General features: G+C 64.9%; 27 protein-coding genes. 14 read left to right on the forward strand and 13 right to left on the reverse strand.

Annotated elements, in window-relative coordinates; all coding sequences use genetic code 11:
* Positions 1-96: 96 nt before the first annotated feature.
* Positions 97-390, reverse strand: a complete 294-nt coding sequence (locus AC1DNG_RS01845; protein WP_028276727.1) for an HPr family phosphocarrier protein — start codon at positions 388-390, stop codon at positions 97-99.
* 269 nt (positions 391-659) lie between these two features.
* On the opposite strand from AC1DNG_RS01845, the gene AC1DNG_RS01850 reads away from it, so the two are divergent.
* Entirely contained in the window at positions 660-1,451 is a 792-nt protein-coding gene (locus tag AC1DNG_RS01850; protein ID WP_028276728.1) for a GntR family transcriptional regulator, read from the forward strand.
* 152 nt (positions 1,452-1,603) lie between these two features.
* On the opposite strand, the gene qcrB is transcribed toward AC1DNG_RS01850, so the two are convergent.
* From qcrB to ctaE, 4 genes are all read right to left on the reverse strand, one after another.
* Entirely contained in the window at positions 1,604-3,280 is a 1,677-nt protein-coding gene (gene qcrB, locus AC1DNG_RS01855) for a cytochrome bc1 complex cytochrome b subunit (RefSeq protein WP_476886495.1), read from the reverse strand.
* The gene (gene qcrA, locus AC1DNG_RS01860; protein ID WP_028276730.1) at positions 3,258-4,331 is read right to left on the reverse strand and encodes a cytochrome bc1 complex Rieske iron-sulfur subunit; all 1,074 of its coding nucleotides are present in this window, start codon (positions 4,329-4,331) and stop codon (positions 3,258-3,260) included. The genes qcrB and qcrA overlap by 23 nt, the downstream gene beginning before the upstream one ends.
* A 100-nt stretch (positions 4,332-4,431) precedes the next feature.
* Positions 4,432-5,220 (reverse strand): cytochrome bc1 complex diheme cytochrome c subunit, encoded by a 789-nt coding sequence (gene qcrC, locus AC1DNG_RS01865; protein WP_476849256.1) that lies wholly within the window; start codon positions 5,218-5,220, stop codon positions 4,432-4,434.
* 85 nt (positions 5,221-5,305) lie between these two features.
* Positions 5,306-5,944 carry an aa3-type cytochrome oxidase subunit III gene (gene ctaE, locus AC1DNG_RS01870; protein WP_230009034.1) on the reverse strand — a complete coding sequence of 213 codons (639 nt, stop codon included), beginning with the start codon at positions 5,942-5,944 and terminating at the stop codon, positions 5,306-5,308.
* Between the two features lie 148 nt (positions 5,945-6,092).
* Here ctaE and trpD point away from each other — a divergent pair, with 148 nt between their 5' ends.
* Entirely contained in the window at positions 6,093-7,154 is a 1,062-nt protein-coding gene (gene trpD, locus AC1DNG_RS01875; protein ID WP_476858457.1) for an anthranilate phosphoribosyltransferase, read from the forward strand.
* A gap of 74 nt (positions 7,155-7,228) precedes the next feature.
* On the opposite strand, the gene AC1DNG_RS01880 is transcribed toward trpD, so the two are convergent.
* Together AC1DNG_RS01880 and AC1DNG_RS01885 are read right to left on the reverse strand one after the other, a co-directional pair.
* Entirely contained in the window at positions 7,229-7,510 is a 282-nt protein-coding gene (locus AC1DNG_RS01880) for an Lrp/AsnC family transcriptional regulator (RefSeq protein WP_028276733.1), read from the reverse strand.
* Positions 7,511-7,598: 88 nt separating this feature from the next.
* A complete protein-coding gene (locus AC1DNG_RS01885; protein ID WP_476886496.1) occupies positions 7,599-8,042 on the reverse strand; it encodes a DUF3054 domain-containing protein in 444 nt (147 codons plus the stop codon).
* 82 nt (positions 8,043-8,124) lie between these two features.
* Here AC1DNG_RS01885 and AC1DNG_RS01890 point away from each other — a divergent pair, with 82 nt between their 5' ends.
* The 3 genes from AC1DNG_RS01890 to AC1DNG_RS01900 all read left to right on the forward strand — a co-directional run bounded on the left by AC1DNG_RS01890 (position 8,125) and on the right by AC1DNG_RS01900 (position 9,472).
* Positions 8,125-8,658: a VOC family protein gene (locus tag AC1DNG_RS01890; RefSeq protein ID WP_476886497.1), complete on the forward strand. Its 534-nt coding sequence runs from the start codon at positions 8,125-8,127 to the stop codon at positions 8,656-8,658.
* A gap of 94 nt (positions 8,659-8,752) precedes the next feature.
* Complete coding sequence (locus AC1DNG_RS01895; RefSeq protein ID WP_156945122.1) at positions 8,753-8,908, forward strand: hypothetical protein; 156 nt, start codon at positions 8,753-8,755, stop codon at positions 8,906-8,908.
* 171 nt (positions 8,909-9,079) lie between these two features.
* Positions 9,080-9,472 carry an SHOCT domain-containing protein gene (locus tag AC1DNG_RS01900; protein ID WP_476886498.1) on the forward strand — a complete coding sequence of 131 codons (393 nt, stop codon included), beginning with the start codon at positions 9,080-9,082 and terminating at the stop codon, positions 9,470-9,472.
* A gap of 48 nt (positions 9,473-9,520) precedes the next feature.
* Here AC1DNG_RS01900 and AC1DNG_RS01905 read toward each other — a convergent pair whose 3' ends face one another.
* The 4 genes from AC1DNG_RS01905 to AC1DNG_RS01920 all read right to left on the reverse strand — a co-directional run bounded on the left by AC1DNG_RS01905 (position 9,521) and on the right by AC1DNG_RS01920 (position 13,368).
* Entirely contained in the window at positions 9,521-10,135 is a 615-nt protein-coding gene (locus tag AC1DNG_RS01905) for a response regulator (RefSeq protein WP_476857092.1), read from the reverse strand.
* 71 nt (positions 10,136-10,206) lie between these two features.
* Positions 10,207-11,343 carry a sensor histidine kinase gene (locus AC1DNG_RS01910; RefSeq protein WP_476886499.1) on the reverse strand — a complete coding sequence of 379 codons (1,137 nt, stop codon included), beginning with the start codon at positions 11,341-11,343 and terminating at the stop codon, positions 10,207-10,209.
* Positions 11,344-11,573: 230 nt separating this feature from the next.
* Positions 11,574-11,960 (reverse strand): hypothetical protein, encoded by a 387-nt coding sequence (locus AC1DNG_RS01915; protein ID WP_476857036.1) that lies wholly within the window; start codon positions 11,958-11,960, stop codon positions 11,574-11,576.
* Between the two features lie 118 nt (positions 11,961-12,078).
* Entirely contained in the window at positions 12,079-13,368 is a 1,290-nt protein-coding gene (locus AC1DNG_RS01920; protein WP_476886666.1) for a DJ-1/PfpI family protein, read from the reverse strand.
* Positions 13,369-13,729: 361 nt separating this feature from the next.
* Between AC1DNG_RS01920 and AC1DNG_RS01925 the strand changes: the two genes are divergently transcribed.
* The 5 genes from AC1DNG_RS01925 (at position 13,730) to AC1DNG_RS01945 (ending at position 18,304) form a co-directional block, all read left to right on the forward strand.
* Positions 13,730-14,119, forward strand: coding sequence for a VOC family protein (locus tag AC1DNG_RS01925; protein WP_476855789.1), 390 nt, complete (start codon positions 13,730-13,732; stop codon positions 14,117-14,119).
* A 123-nt stretch (positions 14,120-14,242) separates the two neighbouring features.
* Complete coding sequence (locus tag AC1DNG_RS01930) at positions 14,243-15,433, forward strand: Fic family protein (RefSeq protein WP_476855790.1); 1,191 nt, start codon at positions 14,243-14,245, stop codon at positions 15,431-15,433.
* A gap of 110 nt (positions 15,434-15,543) precedes the next feature.
* Positions 15,544-16,305 (forward strand): MerR family transcriptional regulator, encoded by a 762-nt coding sequence (locus AC1DNG_RS01935; protein WP_476886500.1) that lies wholly within the window; start codon positions 15,544-15,546, stop codon positions 16,303-16,305.
* Positions 16,306-16,420: 115 nt separating this feature from the next.
* A complete protein-coding gene (locus AC1DNG_RS01940; RefSeq protein WP_230009278.1) occupies positions 16,421-16,870 on the forward strand; it encodes a cupredoxin domain-containing protein in 450 nt (149 codons plus the stop codon).
* Between the two features lie 60 nt (positions 16,871-16,930).
* Positions 16,931-18,304 carry an FAD-binding oxidoreductase gene (locus AC1DNG_RS01945; protein ID WP_476886501.1) on the forward strand — a complete coding sequence of 458 codons (1,374 nt, stop codon included), beginning with the start codon at positions 16,931-16,933 and terminating at the stop codon, positions 18,302-18,304.
* A 46-nt stretch (positions 18,305-18,350) separates the two neighbouring features.
* Here AC1DNG_RS01945 and AC1DNG_RS01950 read toward each other — a convergent pair whose 3' ends face one another.
* Positions 18,351-19,403 (reverse strand): S66 family peptidase, encoded by a 1,053-nt coding sequence (locus AC1DNG_RS01950; protein ID WP_476849243.1) that lies wholly within the window; start codon positions 19,401-19,403, stop codon positions 18,351-18,353.
* Positions 19,404-19,543: 140 nt separating this feature from the next.
* Between AC1DNG_RS01950 and AC1DNG_RS01955 the strand changes: the two genes are divergently transcribed.
* The 3 genes from AC1DNG_RS01955 to AC1DNG_RS01965 all read left to right on the forward strand — a co-directional run bounded on the left by AC1DNG_RS01955 (position 19,544) and on the right by AC1DNG_RS01965 (position 20,966).
* Entirely contained in the window at positions 19,544-19,876 is a 333-nt protein-coding gene (locus AC1DNG_RS01955; RefSeq protein WP_476849242.1) for a hypothetical protein, read from the forward strand.
* 78 nt (positions 19,877-19,954) lie between these two features.
* On the forward strand, positions 19,955-20,275 hold the full coding sequence (locus tag AC1DNG_RS01960) for a hypothetical protein (RefSeq protein ID WP_476886502.1): 321 nt from the start codon (positions 19,955-19,957) through the stop codon (positions 20,273-20,275).
* Between the two features lie 202 nt (positions 20,276-20,477).
* Entirely contained in the window at positions 20,478-20,966 is a 489-nt protein-coding gene (locus AC1DNG_RS01965) for a GNAT family N-acetyltransferase (RefSeq protein ID WP_476849240.1), read from the forward strand.
* 451 nt (positions 20,967-21,417) lie between these two features.
* On the opposite strand, the gene AC1DNG_RS01970 is transcribed toward AC1DNG_RS01965, so the two are convergent.
* Positions 21,418-22,092, reverse strand: coding sequence for a ScbR family autoregulator-binding transcription factor (locus AC1DNG_RS01970; RefSeq protein ID WP_476870871.1), 675 nt, complete (start codon positions 22,090-22,092; stop codon positions 21,418-21,420).
* Positions 22,093-22,533: 441 nt separating this feature from the next.
* On the opposite strand from AC1DNG_RS01970, the gene AC1DNG_RS01975 reads away from it, so the two are divergent.
* Entirely contained in the window at positions 22,534-23,328 is a 795-nt protein-coding gene (locus AC1DNG_RS01975; RefSeq protein WP_476872461.1) for an MBL fold metallo-hydrolase, read from the forward strand.
* Positions 23,329-23,366 lie beyond the last annotated feature (38 nt).

A 23,366-nucleotide genomic window follows, 5' to 3' on the forward strand; every position in this document is an offset into this window, starting at 1 on the left:
GTGCGGCGCGTCCCTGCACGTCCAGCCCGCCTGCGCAGCGTCCCTCCTGGAGGGCGGCACCGCACTGCGGGCCGCCGAATGGGAGCGGGGAGGCCCTCAGGCGGCGGCTGCCGATTCCAAGAGGATCCGGAGTTCCTCCAGCGCACCCTCTGCCTCTGCGGGGCTGCAGGAGGCCGGGAGGGCGTCCGCAGCGACGGCCAGCTCCACCTCACAGCCGCACTCGAAGTCCTCGGTCATGACCTCCAGCAGCGAGCGGGCGTCGACGCCTGGCCTGCCGTCCTTGCTGATGGTCACCGGGAGGCCGGTCGCCGTGACAGCCCGGACAAATACTGCCGCGGGCCGGGCGTGGAGGCCGATGGCGGCCGTGACGATTGCCTTGCGAACTGGCAACGGGACTCCCTCATGCTGGTGTTGTGCTGTACGTGTTGCTGCTGCACGGGCCGGCCACGCGAACGGTGACCCAGGTGGAGGGCGTCCGGCAGGCAGTCCGTCAGGCCGGGCGGCATTGCCCCGGCTCCGGCCTGTACCTACAAGGGTAGCGGCGGGGGAGGACCCGGCACGACTTGAGTCGGCGGCGTGGTCTAGACCTGCCGGGTCGCGGGCTTACCCTTGAGATATGAGTGTATTTCCCGCGCCGGGCCGCAACCGGAGGCTGAACCATGGCGTCCACTAACGCGTCCAAGATGATTGGCGAGATCGACCGTCAGAGCGGGGTGCCAATCTACGTGCAGTTGCGCGAGATCCTCCGCGCGCACATCGCCGCCGCGTGCCCGCCTGGATCCGCGCTGCCCTCCGAACGCGACCTCGCCCAGCGCTTCGGCCTCGCCCGGATGACCGTGCGCCAGGCCATCGATGCCCTCGTGGGTGAGGAAGTGATTGAACGCGTCGTGGGCCTGGGCACGTTTGTGCGCAAACCCAAACTGGATCTCCAGGTAAAGCTGACTTCCTACAGCGAAGAGATGCAGCGCCGCGGCATGGTCCCGGCCGCCAAGGTCCTGAGCTTCGAACAAATTGGCGCCAGCGCGTTCCTGGCCCGTGAGCTGCAGTTGGAGGAGGGGACACCCCTCGTCAGGTTCCGGCGCCTCCTGCTGGCCGACAACGAACCGATGAGCGTGGACGAAAACTTCATCCCGGCCCACCGGGTTCCCGGCCTGCTGGACGGCGAACCGCCCACATCGCTCTACAACGTGCTGAGCGAACGCTACGGGCTGGTGATGGAATGGGGCGAGGACATGATCGAGGCGACGGCTGCGTCGCCGTCCACGGCCCGTCTCCTGAACGTCGAGGTCGGAACCCCGCTGCTCAAGATCCAGCGCCACGCGTTCGTGGCCCGCGCCATGGTGGACTACTCCGTGTCCTACTACCGGGCTGACCGCTACAAGCTCTGGGTGCCCCTGCAGCGCCCTGGCGTCCGGCCCACCCGGAACTACGCCTCGGGGTACCGCCCCTAACCACAGCAACGCGGGGTCACGTCGCGTCCATCCCGAAGGGGTTGATGGGCGCGACGTGACCCCGCGTTCCCTCTTGTTTCTGCAGCTTCGGGGGGACGCAGGAAGGCCCGGTCCCAAGGGACCGGGCCTTCCTTTGTATTCCTTGGTGCCGCCTAGTGGCTCAGCGACTTCGACTCAGCGGCTTCGATCGCTTCGTGGGCGCCGTGGTGGCCGTGAGCGGCCTCCAGCTCTGCCGGGGTGGCCGGGGCAACCCGGTCCTCGAAGAACCAGCGGGACAGTTTCGCGCGGCGCTTTTCCTTGCGGTCAACGACGCCGTGCTCGTTCGGCACCGCGGGCAGCGGGGCCGGTGACTCGAAGCCGACCAGCTTGTAGCGCTTGTATTCATCCAGCGGGGCGTGGACCTCGATGAACTCGCCGTGCGGCAGGCGCACGATGCGGCCGGTTTCACGGCCGTGCAGGGCAATCTCGCGGTCCTTGCGCTGGAGCGCCAGGGCGACGCGCTTGGTGACGACGAACGCGATGACCGGGCCGATGAAGAACAGTGCGCGCAGCCAGTAGGTGACATCGTTCAGGGCCACGTGGAAGTGGGTGGCGATGAGGTCCGAGCCGGCCGCTGCCCACATCACGCAGTACCAGACGAAACCGGCCATGCCGATTGCCGTACGGGTAGGAGCGTTGCGGGGGCGGTCCAGGACGTGGTGTTCGCGGTTGTCCTTGGTGATCCAGCGTTCAATCCACGGGTAGGCGAACATGACCGTGAAGAGGATGCCCGCCGGGACGAGTGCCGGCAGCAGCACGTTGAACGTGAACATGTGGCCGAACCAGATCTGCTCGACCTTCCAGTCGCCGATCGTGCCCGGCATCAGGCGGAGGGCACCGTCAACGAAGCCGATGTACCAGTCAGGCTGGGTGCCCGCAGAAACCGGGGAGGGGTCGTACGGGCCGTAGTTCCAGATCGGGTTGATGGTGAAGAACGCCGCCATGATGGCAACGACACCGAACACGATGAAGAAGAAGCCGCCGGCCTTCGCCGCGTAAACCGGTCCCAGGGGGTAGCCGACGACGTTGCCGTCGTTGCGGCCCGGGCCGGGGTACTGCGTGTGCTTGTGCACAACCACCATGAAGAGGTGCATCACGATCATCAGCAGGATGAGCGCGGGAACCAGGAGGATGTGGAGCATGTACAGCCGGCTGATGATCATGGTGCCCGGGAACTCGCCGCCGAAGAGGAAGAACGAGGTGTAGGTGCCGATGACCGGGATGGACTTGATGACGCCGTCGATGATGCGCAGGCCGTTGCCGGAGAGCAGGTCATCGGGGAGCGAGTAGCCGGTGAAGCCTGCGGCCATGGACAGGATGAGCAGAACGCTGCCCACCACCCAGTTCAGTTCCCGGGGCTTCCGGAATGCGCCGGTGAAGAACACGCGGAGCATGTGCACGGAGACAGATGCGACGAACAGCAGGGCAGCCCAGTGGTGTACCTGGCGCATGAACAAGCCGCCGCGGACATCGAAGGAGATGTTCAGGGAGGAGCTGTAGGCCACCGACATTTCAACGTTCTTCAGCGGGGTGTACGAGCCCGCATAATGCGTCTCCGCCATGGACGGATCGAAGAAGAACGTCAGGAACGTGCCCGAGAGCAGCAGGATGACGAAGGAGTACAGCGCCACTTCGCCGAACATGAACGACCAGTGGTCCGGGAAGACCTTCCGGCCGAATTCACGGAGGATTCCGGAGCCGCCAACACGCTGGTCGACGAAGTCGGTGATGCGGCCGCCTGTGGTTTTGGCGACGAAAACAGGGGCATCAGGCGTTGTTGTTGAGGACATGCTGCTCACGCTCCCAGTAGGTCGGTCCAACGGGTTCATGGAAGTCGCTCGTGGCGACGAGGTAGCCCTCAGCGTCGACTGCGATAGGCAGCTGGGGGAGGGGGCGGCTGGCCGGGCCGAAGATAACCTTGCACTGCTGGGTCAGGTCGAAGGTTGACTGGTGGCACGGGCACAGAAGGTGGTGGGTCTGCTGTTCGTACAGGGCAACAGGGCAGCCAACGTGGGTGCAGATCTTGGAGTATGCAACGATTCCGTTGTAGGCCCAATCTGCGCGCTCGGGGGAGGGGTTGAGCAGTGCCGGGTCCAGGCGCATGAGCAGAACGACCGATTTGGCCTTCTCGTTCAGCTTTCCTTCGCTCAGTTCGTTCAGCCCTTCGGGGATGACGTGGAACGCGGAGCCCATGGTGACGTCCGCGGCCTTGATGGGGGTGCCATCCGGGTCGCGGGCCAGCCGCTTGAGCCTGCCGTCCGGGGCCGGGGCCCACAGAGTGTGGGCCAGCTTGTCGTCCGGACGGGGACCGAGGTCACCGAAGATGGCCAGGGCCGGCAGGGGGGCGAGGGCGACGGCGCCGAGCAGGGTGTTGCGGATCAGCGGCCGGCGCTTAATGCCGGTTTCCTCGACGATGTCATCGACGATGCGCACGGCAGCCTGGCGGTCTTCCTCAGTGCGGATCGCGTGGCGCTCTTCCGAGACCTCGTGGTCCGGCATAAGGGCCTTGGCCCAGTGGACGATACCGGTGCCGATGCCCAGCATCGCGAAAGCGGTGCCGATGCCCAGCAGGGCATTCTGGAGGCGGATCGTGGCGATCGCGGAGTCTTGCCCCAGATCGATCGCGAAATACGCCACCAGGAATATCAAGGTGCCAACGACCGAGATGCCGAACAGAAGGGCTACCTGCCGTTCTGCCTTTTTTGCGGCCTTCGGGTCCGTGTCAGCCAGGCGCAAACGGTGCGGGGGAATTCCAGGATCCTGGAACTTCTCCACCTCATTCTGACCAGCCGTAGCTACGGTGCCCGAGTCGTTCGGACCGCCGTCACTATGGTTGCCCATAATTCGCCTCATCCTTCTCTCGTCTCGGCGAGTGCCGAGTTAGGTTTCAATTCAAACTGCTGACGGGTCAGCAGAAAATTCTTACAGGTGCAAGGTCCGCTTATGAAGTGCGGGAAGTCAGCCAAATGGTGAACGCGATGATGACGCCCAGCCCGGCGATCCAGACAAAGAGACCTTCGGAGACCGGTCCCAAAGCACCAAGATCGGCGCCGCCGGGTGAACCGTTGGCCTCAATCTGCTTCAGGTAGGTGATGATGTCGCGCTTCCCCTCGGGGGAGATGTTCGCGTCACTGAAAACCGGCATGTTCTGGGGGCCGGTGACCATTGCTTCGTAGATGTGCTGCCCGGAGACACCCGCGAGGGCAGGGGCAAACTTGCCCCGGGTCAGTGCGCCGCCTGCAGCGGCGGCGTTGTGGCACATGGCGCAGTTGGTGCGGAACAGCTCTCCACCGTTGGCGGCGTCGCCCTTCTCATCGAGCACGCCTGCCTCGGGGATGGCCGGGCCGGGGCCGAGGGAGGCAACATAAGCAGCCAGCTGCTTGGTCTGTTCCTCGTTGAACTGGGCGGGCTTCTTGTAGGCCTGCGGGCCATTCATCTGCATGGGCATGCGGCCGGTGCCGACCTGGAAGTCAACAGCGGCGGCGCCGACGCCCACAAGGGACGGTCCGGCCTGCGAACCGCTGGCACCCATGCCGTGGCAGGTGGCGCAGTTGGCGGCAAAGAGCTTGCCGCCCTCCTTTACGTCGCTTGCGCTATAGGTGGTGGTATCGGCCTTGGCCTGGTTGACGGTGGTGGCAACGGCGTACAGCCCACCCGTGACCAAGAGGCCCATCAGCAGCAGTGCAATTGCTGCCAGTGGGTGACGTCGCTTCTGCGAGAGTGCCTTCACGTGGTGGTTCCTTTATTCGATCCTGCGGTGGCTCCGGGAGCCGCTTCTTGAAATTCTGCCTCTTGTAGAAAAAGAGTCAAGCTGACTACTTGAGGACGTAGATGACCAGGAAGAGGCCAATCCAGACGACGTCCACGAAGTGCCAGTAGTACGAGGTGACGATCGCTGAAGTTGCCTCAAAGTGTCCGAACTTCTTCGCGGCGAAGGAGCGGCCCATGATGAGCAGGAAGGCAATCAGACCGCCGATGACGTGCAGGCCGTGGAAGCCCGTCGTTATGTAGAAGGCCGAACCGTAGGCGTTGGAGGACAGCGAGACATGCTCGGAAACGAGCATGGCGTACTCCGTCGCCTGGCCGGCGACGAAGAAGGCACCCATGAGGAACGTCAGGATGAACCATCCGTTCATCCCCCACTGGGTGAAGCTGAAGCGTCCGCCGGTCCGGCGCGGCTGGAGCCGCTCGGCAGCGAAGACGCCCATCTGGCAAGTAAAGGAACTTGCCACGAGGACGATCGTGTTAACGAGCGCAAACGGGAAGTTGAGCTTGGCTGTCTCTTCGGCCCACATCAGTCCGGAAGTCGAACGGAGTGTGAAGTACATGGCGAAGAGACCGGCGAAGAACATCAACTCACTGGACAGCCACACAACGGTTCCAACAGAAACCATGTTCGGGCGGTTCAGCGTCGGGTGCGCCGGGGTACTGGGGGCATGGGTCGCAGATGTCACATAGACATTATGTCTATAAAAGTCCGTCCTGCCCAACGCAAACCGCGTTTTCGGAGGACTTTTTCTACAAAGACGCGAATTCGCGCGGAAAAGTTCCCGGCGGGGTTCACATTGGTCTTTGCGGGGCCGACCTCGATAGCATCGGGAGGTGACTTCACAGGCATCTGCACAGGCGGCAGGCAACACCTGGCCGCGGCTCATCAACGCACTCATCAGCGGCGCCGACCTCACAGCCGGGAGCACTGAGTGGGCCATGAATTCCATCATGTCCGGTGAGGCGACGCCGGCCCAGGTGGCGGGTTTCCTGGTGGCGCTGCGCGCCAAGGGCGAGACCGTGGATGAGCTGGCCGGCCTGGTGGAGGCGATGATCGCCAACGCCAACCCCATTGACATTGCCGGTGAGAAGCTGGACATCGTGGGCACGGGCGGCGACCAGCAGAACACTGTCAACATCTCCACGATGGCCGCCCTTATCGCCGCGGGAGCGGGTGCCCGGGTGGTCAAGCACGGCAACCGGGCGTCGTCGTCCTCGTCGGGATCCGCCGATGTCCTGGAGGCCCTCGGCGTCCGGCTTGATCTCCCCATTCCCCGCGTGGCACTCAACGCCGAAGAGGCGGGAATCACGTTTTGCTTCGCCCAGGTTTTCCACCCCTCCATGCGGCATGCCGCCGTCGCCCGCCGCGAACTCGGCGTTCCGACGGCGTTCAACTTCCTGGGCCCCATGATCAACCCGGCACATGTCCAGGCGTCGGCGGTGGGCGTCGCCAATGAGCAAATGGCCCCGCTGGTGGCCGGAGTGCTGGCCAAGCGAGGCAGCCGCGGCCTGGTTTTCCGCGGCAATGACGGCCTGGATGAGCTCACCACCACCGGCCCGTCGCGGGTGTGGGAGATCCGCAACGGTGAGGTAACTGAAGCGATGTTTGATCCGCGCGATCTGGGCATCCGGACGGCCACGCTGGAGGAACTGCGCGGCGGGGACGCGGTGGCCAATGCCGCCGTCGTCCGGGCTGTCCTCAGCGGTGCGCCGGGGCCGGCCCGCGATGCGGCGCTGCTCAACGCCGCGGCCGGGCTGGTGGCGTTCGACCTCGACGCCGTGGGTCCGCTGGCGGAGCGCATGGCCGCCGCGTTCAACCGCGCCGAGCAGTCCATTGAATCCGGAGCCGCGGCCGCGGTGCTGGACAGGTGGGTCGCCCTGTCGCAGACAGCCTAAAGATCACATGAGACGGGCCCGGCAGATTTCTGCCGGGCCCGTCTCATGTGAGCTGTTCGTAATTCGGTTGTTCGCTACTGCTCGAATCCGAGGGCAAAGGCCGCATCGAGGTCGTGCTGGGAGTAAGCGCGGAATGCGATCTGCGTTGTGGTGTGCGCGACGCCGGGAACCTTCGAGAGCTTGTCCGCGATGACGTCCGCCAGGTCCTCGTGCTTGGCGACCCGGGCGATGGCGATCAGGTCCCACTCGCCCGTTACGGAATAGACCTCGCTGATGCCGGCGATGGCGGAGATTTCCTCGGCGGTCTCCGGGATGCGTGAAGCGTTTGTCTTGATCAGGACGAATGCGGTGACCACGTGTGAACCTTTCCGGATCGGTTGCGCCGTTTGCGGGCCTGTCGGCGGCCCTTGCACGGGCGCTGCCATCTTCTGCAAGCCTAGTGCATTAGGCCTGGCGGCTGCGTGAACGCAGCCGCCGAACGCCCGCGGCCACAAGGCGGTAGCCCAGGAGGAAAACGGCCAGGCTCAGCAGGGCCACGATGATGAAGGGCAGCACCACCGTCTGCCCGGTGAGGGCCCGCAGGATCATCCCCACGCCGACGGTTCCGAGCCAGACAGCGACGCCGGCGGGCCACACCCGCAGGGGGTCATGCCACAGCCGCAGGGCCAGCCATGCCAGTGCCGCGCCTGCCAGGAACGGCCACGCCGTCGCAAAGACGCCGGTGATAATTTCCCCGCGCTGGTGCGCGTCGCGCCCGATCGCCGCGAACAGCAGAATCAGGAGTGCATCCGCGCATGCTGCCAGGGCTGCTGTCTGCGCGGGCCGGAGGCCGGAATGGGGAGCGTCCTGGGCGGACGGGCGGGGGAGTCTGGGGGTTGGAGAAGGCATACATCCAAGCCTAGTCCCGTCAGGATGGGCTCCGGGCGGGGACCGTTGTGTGTGAAGTCACCTCCGGGCTAGGCTCGGCCCCATGCCGCTGATCGCCGCCGGAGTCTGCCGGCGGCGCGGCAAACGCAAGGGGAGCGCTGTGAGCGAAAAGATCACCACCTGCCTGTGGTTCGACAGCCAGGCCGAGGAAGCCGCCGAGTACTACGTCTCCATCTTCGACGGCGGCAAAATCCTCGATGTCTCGCGGTATGGCGACGGCGGTCCCGGGCCTGCCGGCCAGGCCATCACCGTTCAGTTCCTGCTTGACGGGCGGACCTTCACGGCATTGAACGGGGGTCCGGCCTTCACTTTCAATGAGGCGGTGTCCTTTGTGATCGACTGCGCGTCGCAGGAAGAAGTGGACCGGTACTGGTCGGCCCTGACCGACGGCGGCCAGGAAAGCCAGTGCGGCTGGCTCAAGGACCGGTACGGGGTCTCGTGGCAGGTTGTGCCGGCCGTGCTGGGACAACTGATCGCCGGCCCCGACCCCGACGGCGCCCGGCGTGCCATGCAGGCAATGCTCGCCATGCGCAAGCTGGACATCGCCGCCTTGCAGGAGGCCTACGACGGCGCATGACGCCCCTGGTCCGCGTGGCGTCCGGTGCCCCTGTCCGTGACCCCGGTCGGCGTGGCCCCCCGGCCCAGGGACTGTCCGCACATATGATCGTGGCATGAGTAGCGACGCCGTTCCGGAGGCTGGTGTTCCGGTGCAGCTGGATCCTCAGCTGGACGGCCAGCTGAGCATTAACGACATCCTGCTCGAACTTGGCCAGGCTCCCGTGGTGCACCCCTCGCCGGACGCGGCCAGTGAGCTGCACTTCTTCTAGGCCCGCCGCTTCCGGTTCCGCCATCCCGCGCCTGCTCCACAGTTCCTTCTGGTGACCCCGCAGAGAGGCGCTCCCGCGCCGAATTCGGGCCCTTTGGTCCTAACGGGGCACGGCCCGGGGGGGCTAGTTTGGCGCTTAAGGATGCCAGCAGGGCCTCCTCAGAACGGAAGGATGGCTCCCGTGGAGCAATTCTGGAACTTCATTTGGCTGTTCTTTTGGTCATTCGCGTTCATCGCGTATCTTTTCGCGCTGTTTGCAGTTATCTCGGATATTTTCCGGGACCACGAACTCAGCGGTTGGCTCAAGGCTGTGTGGATCATCTTCCTGGTCTTTGTGCCGTTCCTCACGGTTCTCGTGTACCTGATCGCGCGGGGCCGCAGCATGGCCGAGCGCCAGGCCCGCAGTGCCCAGCAGTCCGAAGCCGCAACAACGGAATACATCCGCTCCGTGGCCAAGGCGTCCCCCTCCCAGGAAATCGCCAAGGCCAAGGAACTCCTCGACGCCGGCACCCTGACCCAGAGCGAATTCGACGCCATCAAGGCCAAGGCGCTGAGCCAGGCCTGACCGTCCCGCTGCGTCCTGTATATGCATTTCCCGCCCTCGGACCACCGGTCAGTTCGGCCGCCGGTAGCTGGCCAGGCCATGTTCGTAGGCGAAGATGACGGCGTGCACACGGTCGCGCAGCCCGAGTTTCATGAGGATGCGGCCCACATGGGTTTTGACTGTTGATTCCGCCACGGTCAGGCGTTCCCCGATCTCGGTGTTTGTGAGTCCCAGCGCAATGGCCGAGAGTATTTCCCGTTCCCTCTGTGTCAGTGATGCCACCGCTTCATCGCCCGCGGCCGGGGGACCGGAGGGAAGCCTTTGGCTGAAGAGGTCCAGCATCCGGCGGCTGACCCGGGAGGAAATGGCGGCGTCTCCTCCGGCGACGGCCCGAAGGGAAGCGAGCAACTCAGCTGGCCCCACATCCTTGAGCAGAAAACCACTGGCACCGGCCCGGAGGGCCGCGAAGGCATACTCGTCGAGATCGAACGTCGTGAGGACAATGACCCGTGAGTGCGGGCACTCCTCGACAATGCGCCGGGTCGCGGCAATCCCGTCGGTGCCGGGCATTCGCACATCCATCAGCACGACGTCCGGTGCCAGAGTTCGACACATGTCGACGCCACTGCTGCCGTCAGCGGCTTCACCGGCGACTTCCACGCCGTCCTGGGCTTCCAGGACCATGCGGAAGCCCGCCCGGACGAGTGTTTGGTCATCGACAAGCAGCACCCGGATCGGGCGCGTGGACGGGGCAGCTACGGCTTCCAAATGGCTCCTTCCGGCAGCGGGAACCGTGCGGTCACGGACCATCCACCGTTGGTCAGGGGTCCCGCGCGCAATGTACCGCCGTAGAGTGCGACGCGCTGGCGCATTCCCGCCACGCCGTGCCCAGCACGGTCGGCAGGGGCGTCCACGGGCTGGCCGTCGTCGGTCACCGAGACCATGATCTCCTGGCCGGTGAACTGCGAGCGAACCGTGACAGCTGTTGCGGCGCGCGCGTATTTGAGCGCGTTGGTGAGCCCTTCCTGGATGACCCGATATATAGCCAGCTGGATCCCGGGGTCAGCGGGAGCGACTCCGGCTGACTGCAGAACCACGGGAAGCCCCGCAGAGCGGAAAAGCTCCACCAGTGCGGGAACATCGCCCACCCCCGGCGATGGTGCTGCCGCGCCGGCCAATTCGCCGGTGTTGTCCTCGTTCAAGACTCCGAGCATCCGGCGCATGTCCGTCACCGCAACGCGGCCTGTCTCGGCGACCTGGCGCATGGCTTGGACGGCGCGGGCAGGGTCGGTCGGGGCGATTTCCGCCGAACCATGGGCCAAGGAAATCATCACCGCCAATCCATGAGCGACGATGTCGTGCATCTCCCGGGCGATCGCGTTGCGCTCGGCGGCGGCCGCAATGCTGGCCAGATACTTGCGTTCATGCATCAGCCGGTCGGCACGGTCCACCAGGGCGGACACGTAGTTGCGGCGCATGCGTACGTTCAGCCCGAGCAGGGTCGCGATCACTAGTACGGCAATCGCCTGGACGGCTTGGCCAAGGTCCACCATCGACCGGGGTTGCTGGGCCGCTGCGGCAAGGAGAATTGCGCTGATGGCCAGGAGGGCAAGGACGGCGTGCCGTGCGGACCGGTAAACGCCGACGGCGTAGAGCGCCATGGCTGTCGCCACCGCTGCGAAGCTGGCCGGAACCGAGAACGTGATGAGCATGATGCCGGCTGTGGCGGCGAAAGAAGACATCGGAGCCTGCCGGCGGAACAGCAGTGCGGTGCCGGAAACCACCGCCGCCATCAATGGCAGAACCAACGCTGGGCCGTCGGCAGTCGGAACGGCAACGGCTGCTGCCAGGGCCGGCCCTGTGTATGCGACGGCGGCCAGGACGTCTGTCATACGCGGACCAGGGCGCCATCCGCCCAGCCGAAGCGCTTCGTCCGACGAAACCGGCGACGTCAAGGCCACACCCGGCAGTGTTGCGGGGTGCGCAGTGTTCCTGCGTCGGTCATGCTCCGGACTGTACCGGTCGTGGAATGCATGAGGGTCCTTGGGTCATGGCGATGGTGGCGTTGTTGGCGTGCGGCCAGTACTGCCAGGTTGCCGCTCCTGGAGCTGCTGGCACGAGATCAGTGGAGTGCGAGGACCAGGTAGAGGGCTGCCAGGGCCATCGTGGTGGGGGTCATGACGAAGCGTTCGGGTTTGCTCCGGGAGATTGCGTTCATGAGGACTCCGAGCACGAAGTATGCCGTCAGCACCCACACGGTGATCGCAGTAAATGATTCGCTGACCAACAGCGGGACAAAGCCGGACTTGGCCAGCGCCGCATAAGCGAAGAGGGCGTACAGGGGTATGGATGCTGCGCTCCCGATTCTGAGTTTGGCCGGGAGGACGCGGTGTTGTCCGCCCCATGCCATTCTCCCCAGCGGTGCTCCCGCGATCAGCGCCACCTGGAAAACAGCCAGGCCGGCCAAGAGTGCGCAGGCGAGTATTGCGGAAAGCTGGTCCAACAGCATCTGGATCCATCCCCTTGTCGAGTCCTGGGCAGCAACGCGTGTTGCGCCGTGCGATGCACGCCGTCTTGTGGTGGCTGTGGAGAGCATATTCGTGAATCCGAGGCAATTACGGGACCCGCTAGCCGCGCCCTTCCCTTCGGCGCCGGATGGCGCTTCGAATGACCGCTGGGATTGAACCGATCAAGGTGGCGAGCAGGAGGCCGAGCGCGATCAGTCCGGGAACCCGGCCAGAAGCTTCTCCGGCCGGAAGGTTGAGGTGCGCCGTCGGGTAGTCGATCATCTTAGCTGCCGATACAGCGGTTGTACGGTCGGTGTGCTGCGCCAGATACGTGATGGCGCCGTCGAACCCGAGCACCCCGCCGGCGCCAGCAAAAGCATCCACGGGAATGTCGCGGGACGCGGCCCAGCCGCGCAATTGCGGATCAATGCCCTCGTCCCCAGCCGCGCCAGGGGCAATGACGTTGTCCACCGGAGGTGCCTCGTGTTCCGGGACGGTCAGGAGAATCATCCCGTGTTTGGTGGTGACCGTGTCCGTGGCGGCAACCGCCACCGTCCGGGCAGCGAATGACATGTTGTAGACCTCGAATGCGCTGGCGACGTCGATTTCACCCACCCCGTTGAAGAGGCCGACGGCGATCGTCGGCCGGAACCAGGGGAGGAGGGCGTTGAGCCCGACGGGAATATCCGAGGCGGCGAAGGACTGGTCAGGTATCTGGGCTGCCGCCGCCACCTGCCAACCCGGGTAATTCATCAGCCGGCCGACTCGCTCGGCTTCGGCCGTGCCGGCCAGGTCCTCCAAGACTTTCAGGGCACCGGGGATGCCGGAAGACACACCGGCCGTGGTGGTGATCCTGCCGTCCTGAACGAATCGCAGGCCTCCCATCCATTGGACCTCGGGATGGCTCCGCTTGAGCGCACCCAGGCGGGACCAGTGGCTCGTAGCCTTACGCCCGTCCAGCACACCGGCTTCGGCCAGGACCATTGATCCGCTGCACACGCCAAGGATGCGGGCGCCGCGCCCCGCTTGTTCCGCGATCCAGTCCCGCATGGGTGCTTCTTTTGTGCTCTCCGGGGCGCCGACGGCCGGGACCACCACCAGGTCAGGCTGCCGCGCCCTGCCCGAACGGATGTCCTCGAACGTGTACGTGGGCACAATCGCCGGACCCCCGTCGACGGCGGCAGGGACGGCCCGCGCTGCGATTGTGTAGACCGAAAAATCCGGGGAACTGGCAAACACTTCGTAGGGGGCCAGAACGTCACTTCCCACGGTGCCTGACGATCCCAGGACAACGGCGACAACTATCGCGCCGGAAGAGGAGGGCCGGTTCGTGGGCAGGTTGGTCAGTTCTTGAGCGGCGGGGCGGACGTGACTTTGCGCGTCCGCCACCACCGCGCCCGCGAAAGCCATCGCGGTCACAGCTAAGAGGGACAGGCCAACCGAGAGAGCGGCGTGAAGGAGTCGTCCAGAGAGGGGAGCCATGAGTGAGTCTCGATTCCGTGTGAAGTTGCGGGGCTTGTGCCGTCCATGTCCCCAGCGTTGTTCTTTCACGCTACGGATCGCCCAATCCACACACATCGGCCCCGAGGACACTCCTGAACAGGGACAAGTGGTACCTGGGTACTACCCGGGCGCTCCATCGGATGCTTCCTGTACGCCGCAGGTTGCACGTTCCACTCCGCGGTGTCCGACAAGAATCTGGCATCACCTGTAGGGCGCGCCTTTGATCCACGGCCTGTGCGCAGCTGGAAACAGGGGTACTGTGAGCCGCATGGAGATGCGCCTCGAGGTAGTGCAAGTACCGGTCAGTGATGTGGACCAGGCCAAGTCGTTCTATACGGACCGGCTCGGGTTCGTTCTGGACCACGACGTCGAATACATCCCGGGAATGAGGGTCGTGCAACTCACGCCACCGGGCTCCGCCGCCTCTATCGTCGTCGGTACCGGAATGACCAGCATGCCGCCGGGCAGCCTGGAGGGCCTGCAATTGGTGGTCCCCGATATGGCGTCCACGCGGGCTGAGCTGCTTCGGCGGGGAGCGGAAATCAGCGAAGTCCAGGACATGGGTGGAATCGCCTTCGCCTACTTCAGCGACCCGGATGGCAACCGCTGGGTGCTGCAGGAAGCCACGCGGCCGGACGTGAGGGAAGCCGGCTCCTAGGGCTGGACGATCGAGGGCAGCGCGCCCCGCCAGGGCAGGTTTTCCGAAGCACGCGTCGCGTTATTCATGTTTAGCCCCTAAAATCTAAATAGTAGGGTGACTATTTAGACTTCCGGAGGATCCATGACCCGCTGGCCCGCGCACGGCAGCAAGATGATGCCCTGGAAGTCGTCCGGGCGGCCGCCGCGCGAAGACCGGGAATTCACCGAGGTGGTGGTCTCGCTGCCACCCTTGATCGCCGGGAGCTGGTTCGATCCGGGGCGTGAGACCATCGTCGCCCTGGAAGAGGCCGCCGTCGCCATCGCGTCCCTGGACGTCACCGCCGGCACGCGGATGGCCGCCATTAGCGGGTTCCTGCTCCGCAGCGAGGCGGTCTCCTCCTCCAAAATCGAGCACGTCAACGCCAACCGCGACGACTACGCCCGGGCCATGATCGGGCTCAAGGCCAGTGACGACGCCCGCTCCATGGTGGCGGCCGCCGACGCCGTACAAGGAATGATCGACGACGCCGGGCGAACCGGCGAGATCCGGCTGGAGGCAATGCTGGCCGCCCATCGCACGCTCATGAAGGACGACCCGATGGACGGCCCACACGCCGGCCGGTTCAGGGAGGTTCAGAACTGGATCGGTGGCAGTGACCATTCACCACGCGGCGCCATCCACGTCCCGCCCCCGCCGGAGCTCGTGCCGGACCTGATGGAAGACCTGATGGTCTTCTGCAACCGCCGCGACGTGCCGATCATGGCGCAGGCGGCAATCGCGCACGCCCACTTCGAGTCCATCCACCCGTTCACGGACGGCAACGGCCGGATTGGGCGGGCACTCATCGGTGCGATTTCCCGGCGTCGTGGGCTCACCAGGAACACCGTCACCCCTATCGCGTCGGCGATGGTCGCCGACGTCGACACCTACTTCAGCCTGGTCAATAACTACCGCTCCGGTGATGCCGATCCGTTCGTGCTCTACCTGGCCCGTTCCGCTGTCCGTGCCTCGGATGCTGCCCGCGAATCCGTCGCCGCCCTCGATGCGCTGCCGGCGATGTGGCTGGAGCTGGCCAGGCCACGCAGAGGATCCGCGGACGAGAAGATCATTCCGTGGCTGCTGGAGCGGCCCGTGTTCGAGGCCCACAGCGCAGCCCACATTGCCGGCGTCGCCGAAAGCTCCGTGTACGCCGCACTGCAGCGGCTCTCCGCCGCCGGGGTCATTACCCCCGTCACCCAGTCCAAGCGCAGCCGTGCCTGGGCGGCGACCGAAGTCCTCGACGAGGTGGACCGGCTGAACAACCGGCTGGCCGACGTCGGGAAGGCTGGCTGACGCCGGGAAGACGGGCTGACCGGACGGGACGGGACGGGGCCGGCGGCCGGCACGCGGGGCCGGCGTAGGGTCTTGATCCTCACGCGGGGTGAGGATCTACGGTTGTTCCCATGACAGAGACGAGCGGTGCCGCGGATCAATGGAGCATCGGCGAGCTTGCCAAAGCGTGTGGCGTAACGGTCAGGGCGCTCCATCACTACGACGAGATTGGGTTGTTGTCGGCAGGCCGGCGGACGGCTTCCGGCCACCGCCGCTACACCGAGAAAGACGTCCGGCGGCTCTACCGGATCCGGTCGCTGCAGATGCTCGGCCTCCCGTTGGCCGAAATCGGCGTCGCACTGGGAACCCCTGCCGAGGACATGGGCTCGCTGCGCACGCTCCTGGAAAGGCAGTTGCTGCACCTGCGCCTGCACGCCGAGCAGGTCCGGGCGGTGCAGGACCGGATACGCGACCTGCTTTCACGCATCGACGGGGCCGCCATGCCGGCGCCGGAACAGTTCATGGCAACTTTGGAGATGATCACTATGCTCGAAGACTACTTCACCCCAGAACAGCGCCAGGAACTGGCCGGCCGCAGGGCCGAACTTGGCAGCGACAGCATCGAGGCCGCCAAAGTCCGGTGGGCCGCATTGGTCGAGGAGGGTCTCAGGCACGTCGAAAACGGGACGCCGGCATCCGATCCGTCCATCCGGGAATGGGCCACGGCATGGGACGAGATCGGATCCATGTTCCACGCAGGCGAAGAGACCAAAGCCGCTGCCCGTTCCATGTGGCAGGACAATAGGACTGCCCTCAGTGCCGGTCTGCCCTGGACCCCTGAGCAACTGGCCGGACTCATGGCCTACCTGCAAGAGTCCAGGACGCAGCCCTGATGGCCCGTGCTCTCTGTCGGAGCTTTTCAGCGGTGCTTTTTGATGGTGGCGGATGCAGAATGGAAGGAAGCCGGGCTGATTTCTCAGCCCCCTCCAGCGTCGAGGACGGCACATCATGACGAGCAACAAGACACGGACTGCACTTGTGTTGGCGACGGTACTGATCGGGTTGAGCGGCTGTGCCGGAGGCGGCGGAACGCAGGCGTCGGCGCCCGCCACGACCGCCGGGACCTCGCCCAGCATGTCGATGGAACCGTCTGCCCCGGCCGGCTCCACCGCTTCGGGGCCGGGAAGCGGGGCGGCAAACGCCGCCGCCGCCGCAATCACGATCAGCAACTTCGCCTACGAGATACCGGGTGCGGTGGCTCCCGGCGCGGAGGTGAAGGTGATCAACATGGACACCGCAGAGCACACGGTAACCGCAGACCAGAATGCGACCCTCTTTGATGTCGAGGTCAAGGAAAACGGCGGGACGGCCACATTCAAGGCACCTTCCGAACCGGGGACCTACGCCTTTCACTGCAACTACCACCCCAACATGCACGGCTCATTGACGGTCAAATGAGCGCGACGCCGCCGGCCGGCGCGCGTCCTTGACGATCTCGAACGAGAAAGGTGCCGTGGCGTGGCTTTCGGGACCTCCGCACCGTCGCTTGACCCATCCGCCGTCGATGGCCTGGGCTCGGCGCTCCGGGGCCGGCTGTTCCGGCCCGGAGACGCCGGCTACGACGAAGCCCGGAAGGTCTTCAATGCGATGATTGACCGCCGGCCGGACGTCATTGTCCGCCCTGCCGACGCCGAGGATATTCGCCGTGCCGTGACCTTCGCCCGGGAAAATGATCTCCCTGTCTCCATCAAGGGCGGCGGCCACAACGTGGCAGGGAACGCCGTCGGCGCCCATGGGCTCATGCTGGATTGCTCCGGCATGAAGAACGTTCAGGTCGACGCCGAACGGCGCGTCGCCGTGGCCGGAGCGGGTGCGCTCCTGGCCGACCTTGACGTCGCCACCCAGGCGCACGGCCTGGCCACGCCGCTCGGAGTCGTGTCGGTTACCGGCATCGCCGGTTTGACCCTCGGAGGTGGCATCGGCTGGCTCAACGGCAAACACGGGCTCGCTTGCGACAACGTGCTGGCCGCCGACATCGTGACATCTGATGGCAGGCTGCTGACGGCGAGCCCCGACCAACACGCAGACCTCTATTGGGCCATCCGCGGAGGCGGCGGCAACTTCGGTGTTGTCACGTCTTTCACCTATCGTTTGCATCCGGTCGGACAGGTTCTTGCCGGAGCGCTCTCATTCCCGGCCGAACGGACAAGGGAGGTCCTGGGCTTTTATCCCGGATTCGCCGCTTCGTGCCCCGACGAACTCTCGATGTCGGCCAGTCTGGGGTGTGACGCCTCAGGACGCCCTGTCTTCGGCGTCGGCGTCTGCTGGAGCGGCGGGCATGATGAGGCGGAGCTGGCGCTCCGGCCCCTGCGCGACCTCGGCCCAGATGTGGACGCGGTGGTGCCCACCGACTTTGGCGTTTGGCAAAGCGCCCACGACGGCGGCTTTCCGTCGGGCCGGCACCACTATTGGAAATCGAGCTTTTTGACTGACCTCACCGCCGACGCCATCGATGTCCTGCTCCAGTTTGCGGCCGAGATGCCTTCAACGGCGAGCGGCATCGGAATGCAACAACTGCACGGTGTGGCCGCTCGGGTTCCCCCTGCGGCCACGGCATTTCCCCATCGCCGGTCACAGAGCGAACTCCTCATCCTGGCCCAGTGGTCCAATCCGGCAGAAACGGAGCGACACGTCGGCTGGGCCCGCGCCTTCTTCGAAGCGATGCAGCCCTTTGCTGCTAGCGGGGTGTACGTCAACGATCTTGGCCAGGAAGGGGAGGAGCGGGTGAGGGCAGCCTACGGCGCCAACTACGACCGGCTGGCCGCCGTCAAAGCCGCATACGACCCCATCAACCTCTTCCGGTCAAATCAGAACGTGCGTCCGACCGCATAGGAAATGATGATGATCCGACGTGTGCTCACGGCACTGCCTGCCACGATCAGGCATAGCTGGCTGTAACCCTCCTGGCTTCGCCGTCGAGTTGGATTCGACCGCCGTAGGGGAGGATCCACTGCGGCCGGGTGTGTCCGAAGGGGACCCCGACGCACACGACGGCGTCCGGGTTGTATCGTGCGATTTCGGTGCTGACCACATCGCGTTGTGCGGTGCGGAGCCGAGCCCGTTCGGCGGCAGGCGGAACCTGCCCGTGGCTGCTGACTGGAGGCCTGGCGACCATCACGCCGTCGACCGCCCCCAGGACACCACGCTCGCCGAGCGCTCGAACCCATCGCTTGACCCAATCGGCGGGAACCAGCAGTTCGCTGGATTCGAGGATCAGGATTGTGCCCCGGAGCGCGTCGACGGCGGGCAGCCTGTCGGCGATGGCGAGCTGGTCGAGGACTTCGATGCAGCCACCCCAGGTGTAACCGGAGACCGTGCGTTCGGGACCTGTCCACGTCCAGGGTTCGGTGGGTTCGCGGTCGCCGTAGTCGACGAGTGCCCGCGGCTCGAGCCAATCCGGCCCGAAGTCCTCCGACTCCCCGGGATCGGTGATCTCGAGCTCGCCTCCAGTGAGCAGCGCGGCCCGCAGGGAAGCGAGGTGGACGTCGTCAGCACCCGGTCCGGCGCCGAGGTGGACCTGGGTCGAACCGCCATAATATCCGCGTATCCCGAGTGACCACAGCCAGTTCAGCAGGTTGGTGTTGTCGCTGTATCCGACGAAGATCTTTGGATTCGCCCGGACGGCCGCCTCGTCGAGATGAGGTACGACCGTGATCTGGTCGTCGCCGCCGATCGTGGCGAGAATCGCGTGGATGCTGGGATCGGCGAACGCCGCATTGATGTCCGCCGCCCGTTCCTCGGGGCTGGATCCGAGCTTGCGCGTCGTCGGGAATTCCACAGGAATCAAACCCGTAGCCGATGTAAGCCGCCGCATCGCCTGCTCATGCACGGCCGGGGCGAACCCGGGGGCGGCGAACGACGGGGAGAGAACCGCGACTCGATCGCCCGCATTGAGTTTCGGGGCGGACAGCTTCAGTTGCGAATGATCCATGCACTCATCGAACCAGACGGGACGCGGTTCGAGGCATCTCGACGACCCGACGTGCCGGTGCAGGATCCTTAACGTGCTGCGGAGAGGAGCAGACCAAATAGCGGTGCCGATGACACGCCCGATAACTCCGTGATTCAGAAATGGTGTGGGTCAAAGCCGTATCTGGCGCGCACCCATTTTCGGTATTTGGTGCAGCCAGTGCTGTAGGCTCCGATTCGAACCTTGGGGGACTGATGCTGAACTACTTTCGCGAAACGCAAGAGGCACGATTTGCAACCCGTGCACGCCGGATCTATGGCTACGTCTCCGTCGGCTTCGTTGTTGCTGTCGGGGTCTTGGTGATTGCCGGACTTGCGCCGGTTTGGACTTCCTGGACGATCCTCGGCGTTTCTTGCGTTCTGGACGCTTTCCTGACCCGAAAGTGGATCAGAGAAGACGCACTCAGGGCTTATCGAAGCGACCGGGCCGGCTGACGCCGCCCCGGCGGTGGGCAACGGGCAATGCATTCACGGCGGCCGCAACGGCCACTGCAGACACTAAAGGGGGAAGCTATGGACAAACGCCCGTTAAGCCACAAGGGAAAGCCGTCAGTATGGTCCGTCGTCCAGCTGGCCCTCAGTCTCTGCGCGTTGGTGGCAACCAGTGTCGCGGCCATCCTGTGGAATCCGATCGACGCAGACTTCATCAATCGCGCCGACAATGCAGGGTGGGACGAATCCATGCTTCTCCCGCACCAAATGGAACTCTCGCTCGTCCTCAACGCGTCAGTTTTGGCAACGTTTGTCGTCGTCATGACCGCGATCATTGGCGTGCTGGCCTCACGCCGGCGGACCAACGCCACGCAGCCCGGAAATCCGTCCGCTATCGCCTGATCCTTGCCACTTGGGGCTCCCGGCCCGATATTCCGAACGTCCAAATGGACTCGTGAAACGGTGGCCCGAAAGTTGGAGCCGCAATGTCGCGTGGCTCCAGCCTGCGGCTTTTTGGCCAGCGGCAGTCCAGAATTCACCACGTAGTTTCGAGTCGACGGAGGCCGGCGCCTGACTGATTCGAGATGGCTGGAATACTGGGGAAATGACTCTCGCTGAACTGGAACTGCCTGGCGGCCCATTCACCATCAGGAAAGCTCAATCATGTGATGTGGCTTCGATTGTTGGGCTTCTGGCTGCCGACCAGCTCCGGGCCTCTGTCGACTCGATTGCAGACGAGCACCGGCATCCCTACGATCTTGCTTTCCAGGCAATTGATGCGGACCCCGCGCAGCTTCTTCTCGTAGTTGTCTCAACCGAAAATGAAGTGGTTGCGACCATGCAACTGACATTCATTCCCGGCCTCGCCAGAGGCGGAGCGACACGACTGCAGATCGAGGCAGTGCGGGTCCGGTCTAGCCTCCGGAGCAACGGCCTTGGAGGGGCGATGATTACGTGGGCGATCGCTGAAGGGCGCCGGCGTGGCGCAAGGCTGGTTCAGCTCACGTCTGACGAGTCCAGGGTCGCAGCACACCGGTTCTATGAGCGTCTTGGCTTCGAAGCGTCGCACGTGGGCTTCAAACTGCCCCTCTGAGATTGCGTCTCGACGGTAAGCGGCGCAGTTTTGGCGTGGGTAGTGGCCTAGGGAAGGGCTCTCGAACGGCCTCACTCGTCCCGCTTCACGCCTCGGCACATGGGGGCGCCCCGATGCTATTGGGGGATGCATCGGGGCGCCACCCACAACCATAGGCGGAGGCCTGTTCAAGTTCAAACGTGACGGCGGCGGCCGCCGCCGTCACGTTTGGATCGCCATGGCGGACAGTCCAGGCCAGGGGTCCGTGCCGGCGCCCCCCAAAAAATGCGCGCCGACACAGCCGCTCTCCGAGCGGAGTCCCCGATGGATCCGAGACAAGAATAAATGACCACTCACCCTAAAACAAGGCGGTCATCCGGTTTATGGGAGGTGGACTCGCTGAAAGTCCCGCGGATGGCAAGCAAGGCGCCACCTGCCCGGGGCTGCAGTACTCGGTGGCCGTGTGAGCCCGTCACGGTGCTGGTGGGGTGGGATTCCGCGGCGGGTTGGGGCTTCCAGCGGAAACCAGTCCGGAGAGAGCATGGGGGTCACCGTTGAAATCGTCATGCATGATCCCCGGCAGCACGATCTCCCACATCTCTTCGATCCGTTGCATGACGTCCGCTCGGTCGGTAAGTACTCCGGAGACCATCTGAACCCCGGTGAACGAAGCAACAAGGTATCGGGCAAATGTCCCGGCGTCGACGGAGGGCCGGACCTGCAATTCTGCCTTGGCCCGTTCGGTAAGCTGCTCCATGACGGCGATCCAGTCCTCGTAGGGGCCGCGCACGGGCGGACCAAAAGCCGTCGCTTCAAACGTCAATCGGATGCCGGCCCTGACAACTGGCTCGTGCACGAGCTGAAGACCGAAAGCGCGGCACAGCAGGATCATTGCCGTCAGGCCTGGCCAATCCCCGGCAAGGATGCTCTCGCTTTCGGCCACGACGATCCGATGCTGCTCCTCGATGACCGCCCTGGCGAGATCTTCCTTGGACTGAAAGTGGAAATAGAGGGCGCCCTTGGTCACCCCGGCTGTCTCAGAGACCTGGGTCAGGCTGGCACTGCCGTAGCCGTGCTCCTCAAAGACCGCAGCGGCACCGACGACAATGGCACCGCGGGTGGCCTTCGCGCGATCCTGAATGACCATCTGTGAACCTCAACTTCAACTCTGGGATGTGGAAGCAGGATCTTTACCCACCCGCTGCGCGAGTTGATCGGGAGTTCCGCTGGCCTTCTCTGAAGCACCCTGGCGCGCATTTCCGGGATCCACCGGCCGCCAACTGAAAGGTAGGGGACGAAAGACTGGTCCGATCCTAGCAAAACGGTCAACCGTCTTGGTGCGCCAGCCGAGGCCCCAGCTGGCGACGGTGTACTGGGACCGAGGTTCCACGATTCCTCCTTGACAGGTATTTAGTCCTCAATATATGAGTTGCAGAACCTATCACTGTTAGGAAGAGGAGATGATGGGCCGCATCGACCATTGGATGAATGTCTCCGCCGAGCTGCGGGTCGAGCAAGTTCCGGGGGACAACCACGCCGTCCGCGATGTAAACGAGGCCAGCTCGTGTTGAGGCAGGTCGCGGAGGGTGTGCTGATCCACGAGAGCGAGTTCTGCGAGAGTAACGCCGTCGTCGTAAAGGGCCGGGCTGGCGTGTTGCTCATCGACGCCGGGGTGCACGGCTACGAAATGGACTGCCTCGCGAAGGATCTGTCCGATTCGGGCCAGACCGTTGTGGCAGGCTTCTCGACGCATCCTCATTGGGACCACCTGCTTTGGCACGCCGGGCTCGGCGCGGTTCCCCGTTACGGCACCGCGCGCTGCGCGGCTACCGCCCGGGATCGGCTGTCGGGCGGAGTGGACGCGGTCGCGAAGGCGGCCGGCATCCCCGAACAGGTACCGCTGGACCTCCTCGGCCTTATTACCGGCCTGCCCGTCGGGACGGTGCAGATTCCTTGGGATGGGCCCCAAGTCCGCATTCTCGAGCATCGAGCACATGCCCCGGGCCACGCGGCGCTGTTGATTGAGGAACGTGGGGTTCTCGTCGCCGGCGACATGCTTTCTGATGTTTTGATCCCGATGCTCGACTTGAACGACACCGAAGACCCGATCGAGGACTACCTCGCCGCGCTGCGGCTGCTCGAGGGCGTGGCGGGCGACGTCGATGTCCTTGTCCCCGGACACGGGTCCGTCGGCGGAGCTGAACAGGTACACGCACGGATCGACCAGGATCGGGCGTACGTGCACGCCTTGCGTGACGCCCATGAGCCCAGCGACCCGCGGGTCGGCCCATCGGCCGCTCCCGGGTGGGACTGGGTGAGCGGCGTTCACGCACGGCAACTCCAGCGCCTCGCCCAAAGGAAGTCTGGAAAGCTCGACACATGACATGAGCGTTGACCGCGGTCGGCGGTTCGTTTTTCCCC

The organism is Arthrobacter sp. 01T425, assembly GCF_056398725.1.

Bases quoted from the DNA above. Each gene is read 5' to 3' on its own strand.
- AC1DNG_RS01850 (WP_028276728.1), top strand. From the start codon at position 660: ATGGCGTCCACTAACGCGTCCAAGATGATTGGCGAGATCGACCGTCAG.
- qcrB (WP_476886495.1), bottom strand. From the start codon at position 3,280: ATGTCCTCAACAACAACGCCTGATGCCCCTGTTTTCGTCGCCAAAACC.
- qcrA (WP_028276730.1), bottom strand. From the start codon at position 4,331: ATGGGCAACCATAGTGACGGCGGTCCGAACGACTCGGGCACCGTAGCT.
- AC1DNG_RS01885 (WP_476886496.1), bottom strand. From the start codon at position 8,042: ATGCCTTCTCCAACCCCCAGACTCCCCCGCCCGTCCGCCCAGGACGCT.
- AC1DNG_RS01890 (WP_476886497.1), top strand. From the start codon at position 8,125: ATGCCGCTGATCGCCGCCGGAGTCTGCCGGCGGCGCGGCAAACGCAAG.
- AC1DNG_RS01895 (WP_156945122.1), top strand. From the start codon at position 8,753: ATGAGTAGCGACGCCGTTCCGGAGGCTGGTGTTCCGGTGCAGCTGGAT.
- AC1DNG_RS01900 (WP_476886498.1), top strand. From the start codon at position 9,080: ATGGCTCCCGTGGAGCAATTCTGGAACTTCATTTGGCTGTTCTTTTGG.
- AC1DNG_RS01905 (WP_476857092.1), bottom strand. From the start codon at position 10,135: ATGGTCCTGGAAGCCCAGGACGGCGTGGAAGTCGCCGGTGAAGCCGCT.
- AC1DNG_RS01910 (WP_476886499.1), bottom strand. From the start codon at position 11,343: ATGACAGACGTCCTGGCCGCCGTCGCATACACAGGGCCGGCCCTGGCA.
- AC1DNG_RS01915 (WP_476857036.1), bottom strand. From the start codon at position 11,960: ATGCTGTTGGACCAGCTTTCCGCAATACTCGCCTGCGCACTCTTGGCC.
- AC1DNG_RS01920 (WP_476886666.1), bottom strand. From the start codon at position 13,368: ATGGCTTTCGCGGGCGCGGTGGTGGCGGACGCGCAAAGTCACGTCCGC.
- AC1DNG_RS01925 (WP_476855789.1), top strand. From the start codon at position 13,730: ATGGAGATGCGCCTCGAGGTAGTGCAAGTACCGGTCAGTGATGTGGAC.
- AC1DNG_RS01930 (WP_476855790.1), top strand. From the start codon at position 14,243: ATGACCCGCTGGCCCGCGCACGGCAGCAAGATGATGCCCTGGAAGTCG.
- AC1DNG_RS01935 (WP_476886500.1), top strand. From the start codon at position 15,544: ATGACAGAGACGAGCGGTGCCGCGGATCAATGGAGCATCGGCGAGCTT.
- AC1DNG_RS01940 (WP_230009278.1), top strand. From the start codon at position 16,421: ATGACGAGCAACAAGACACGGACTGCACTTGTGTTGGCGACGGTACTG.
- AC1DNG_RS01950 (WP_476849243.1), bottom strand. From the start codon at position 19,403: ATGGATCATTCGCAACTGAAGCTGTCCGCCCCGAAACTCAATGCGGGC.
- AC1DNG_RS01955 (WP_476849242.1), top strand. From the start codon at position 19,544: ATGGTGTGGGTCAAAGCCGTATCTGGCGCGCACCCATTTTCGGTATTT.
- AC1DNG_RS01960 (WP_476886502.1), top strand. From the start codon at position 19,955: ATGGACAAACGCCCGTTAAGCCACAAGGGAAAGCCGTCAGTATGGTCC.
- AC1DNG_RS01965 (WP_476849240.1), top strand. From the start codon at position 20,478: ATGACTCTCGCTGAACTGGAACTGCCTGGCGGCCCATTCACCATCAGG.
- AC1DNG_RS01970 (WP_476870871.1), bottom strand. From the start codon at position 22,092: ATGGTCATTCAGGATCGCGCGAAGGCCACCCGCGGTGCCATTGTCGTC.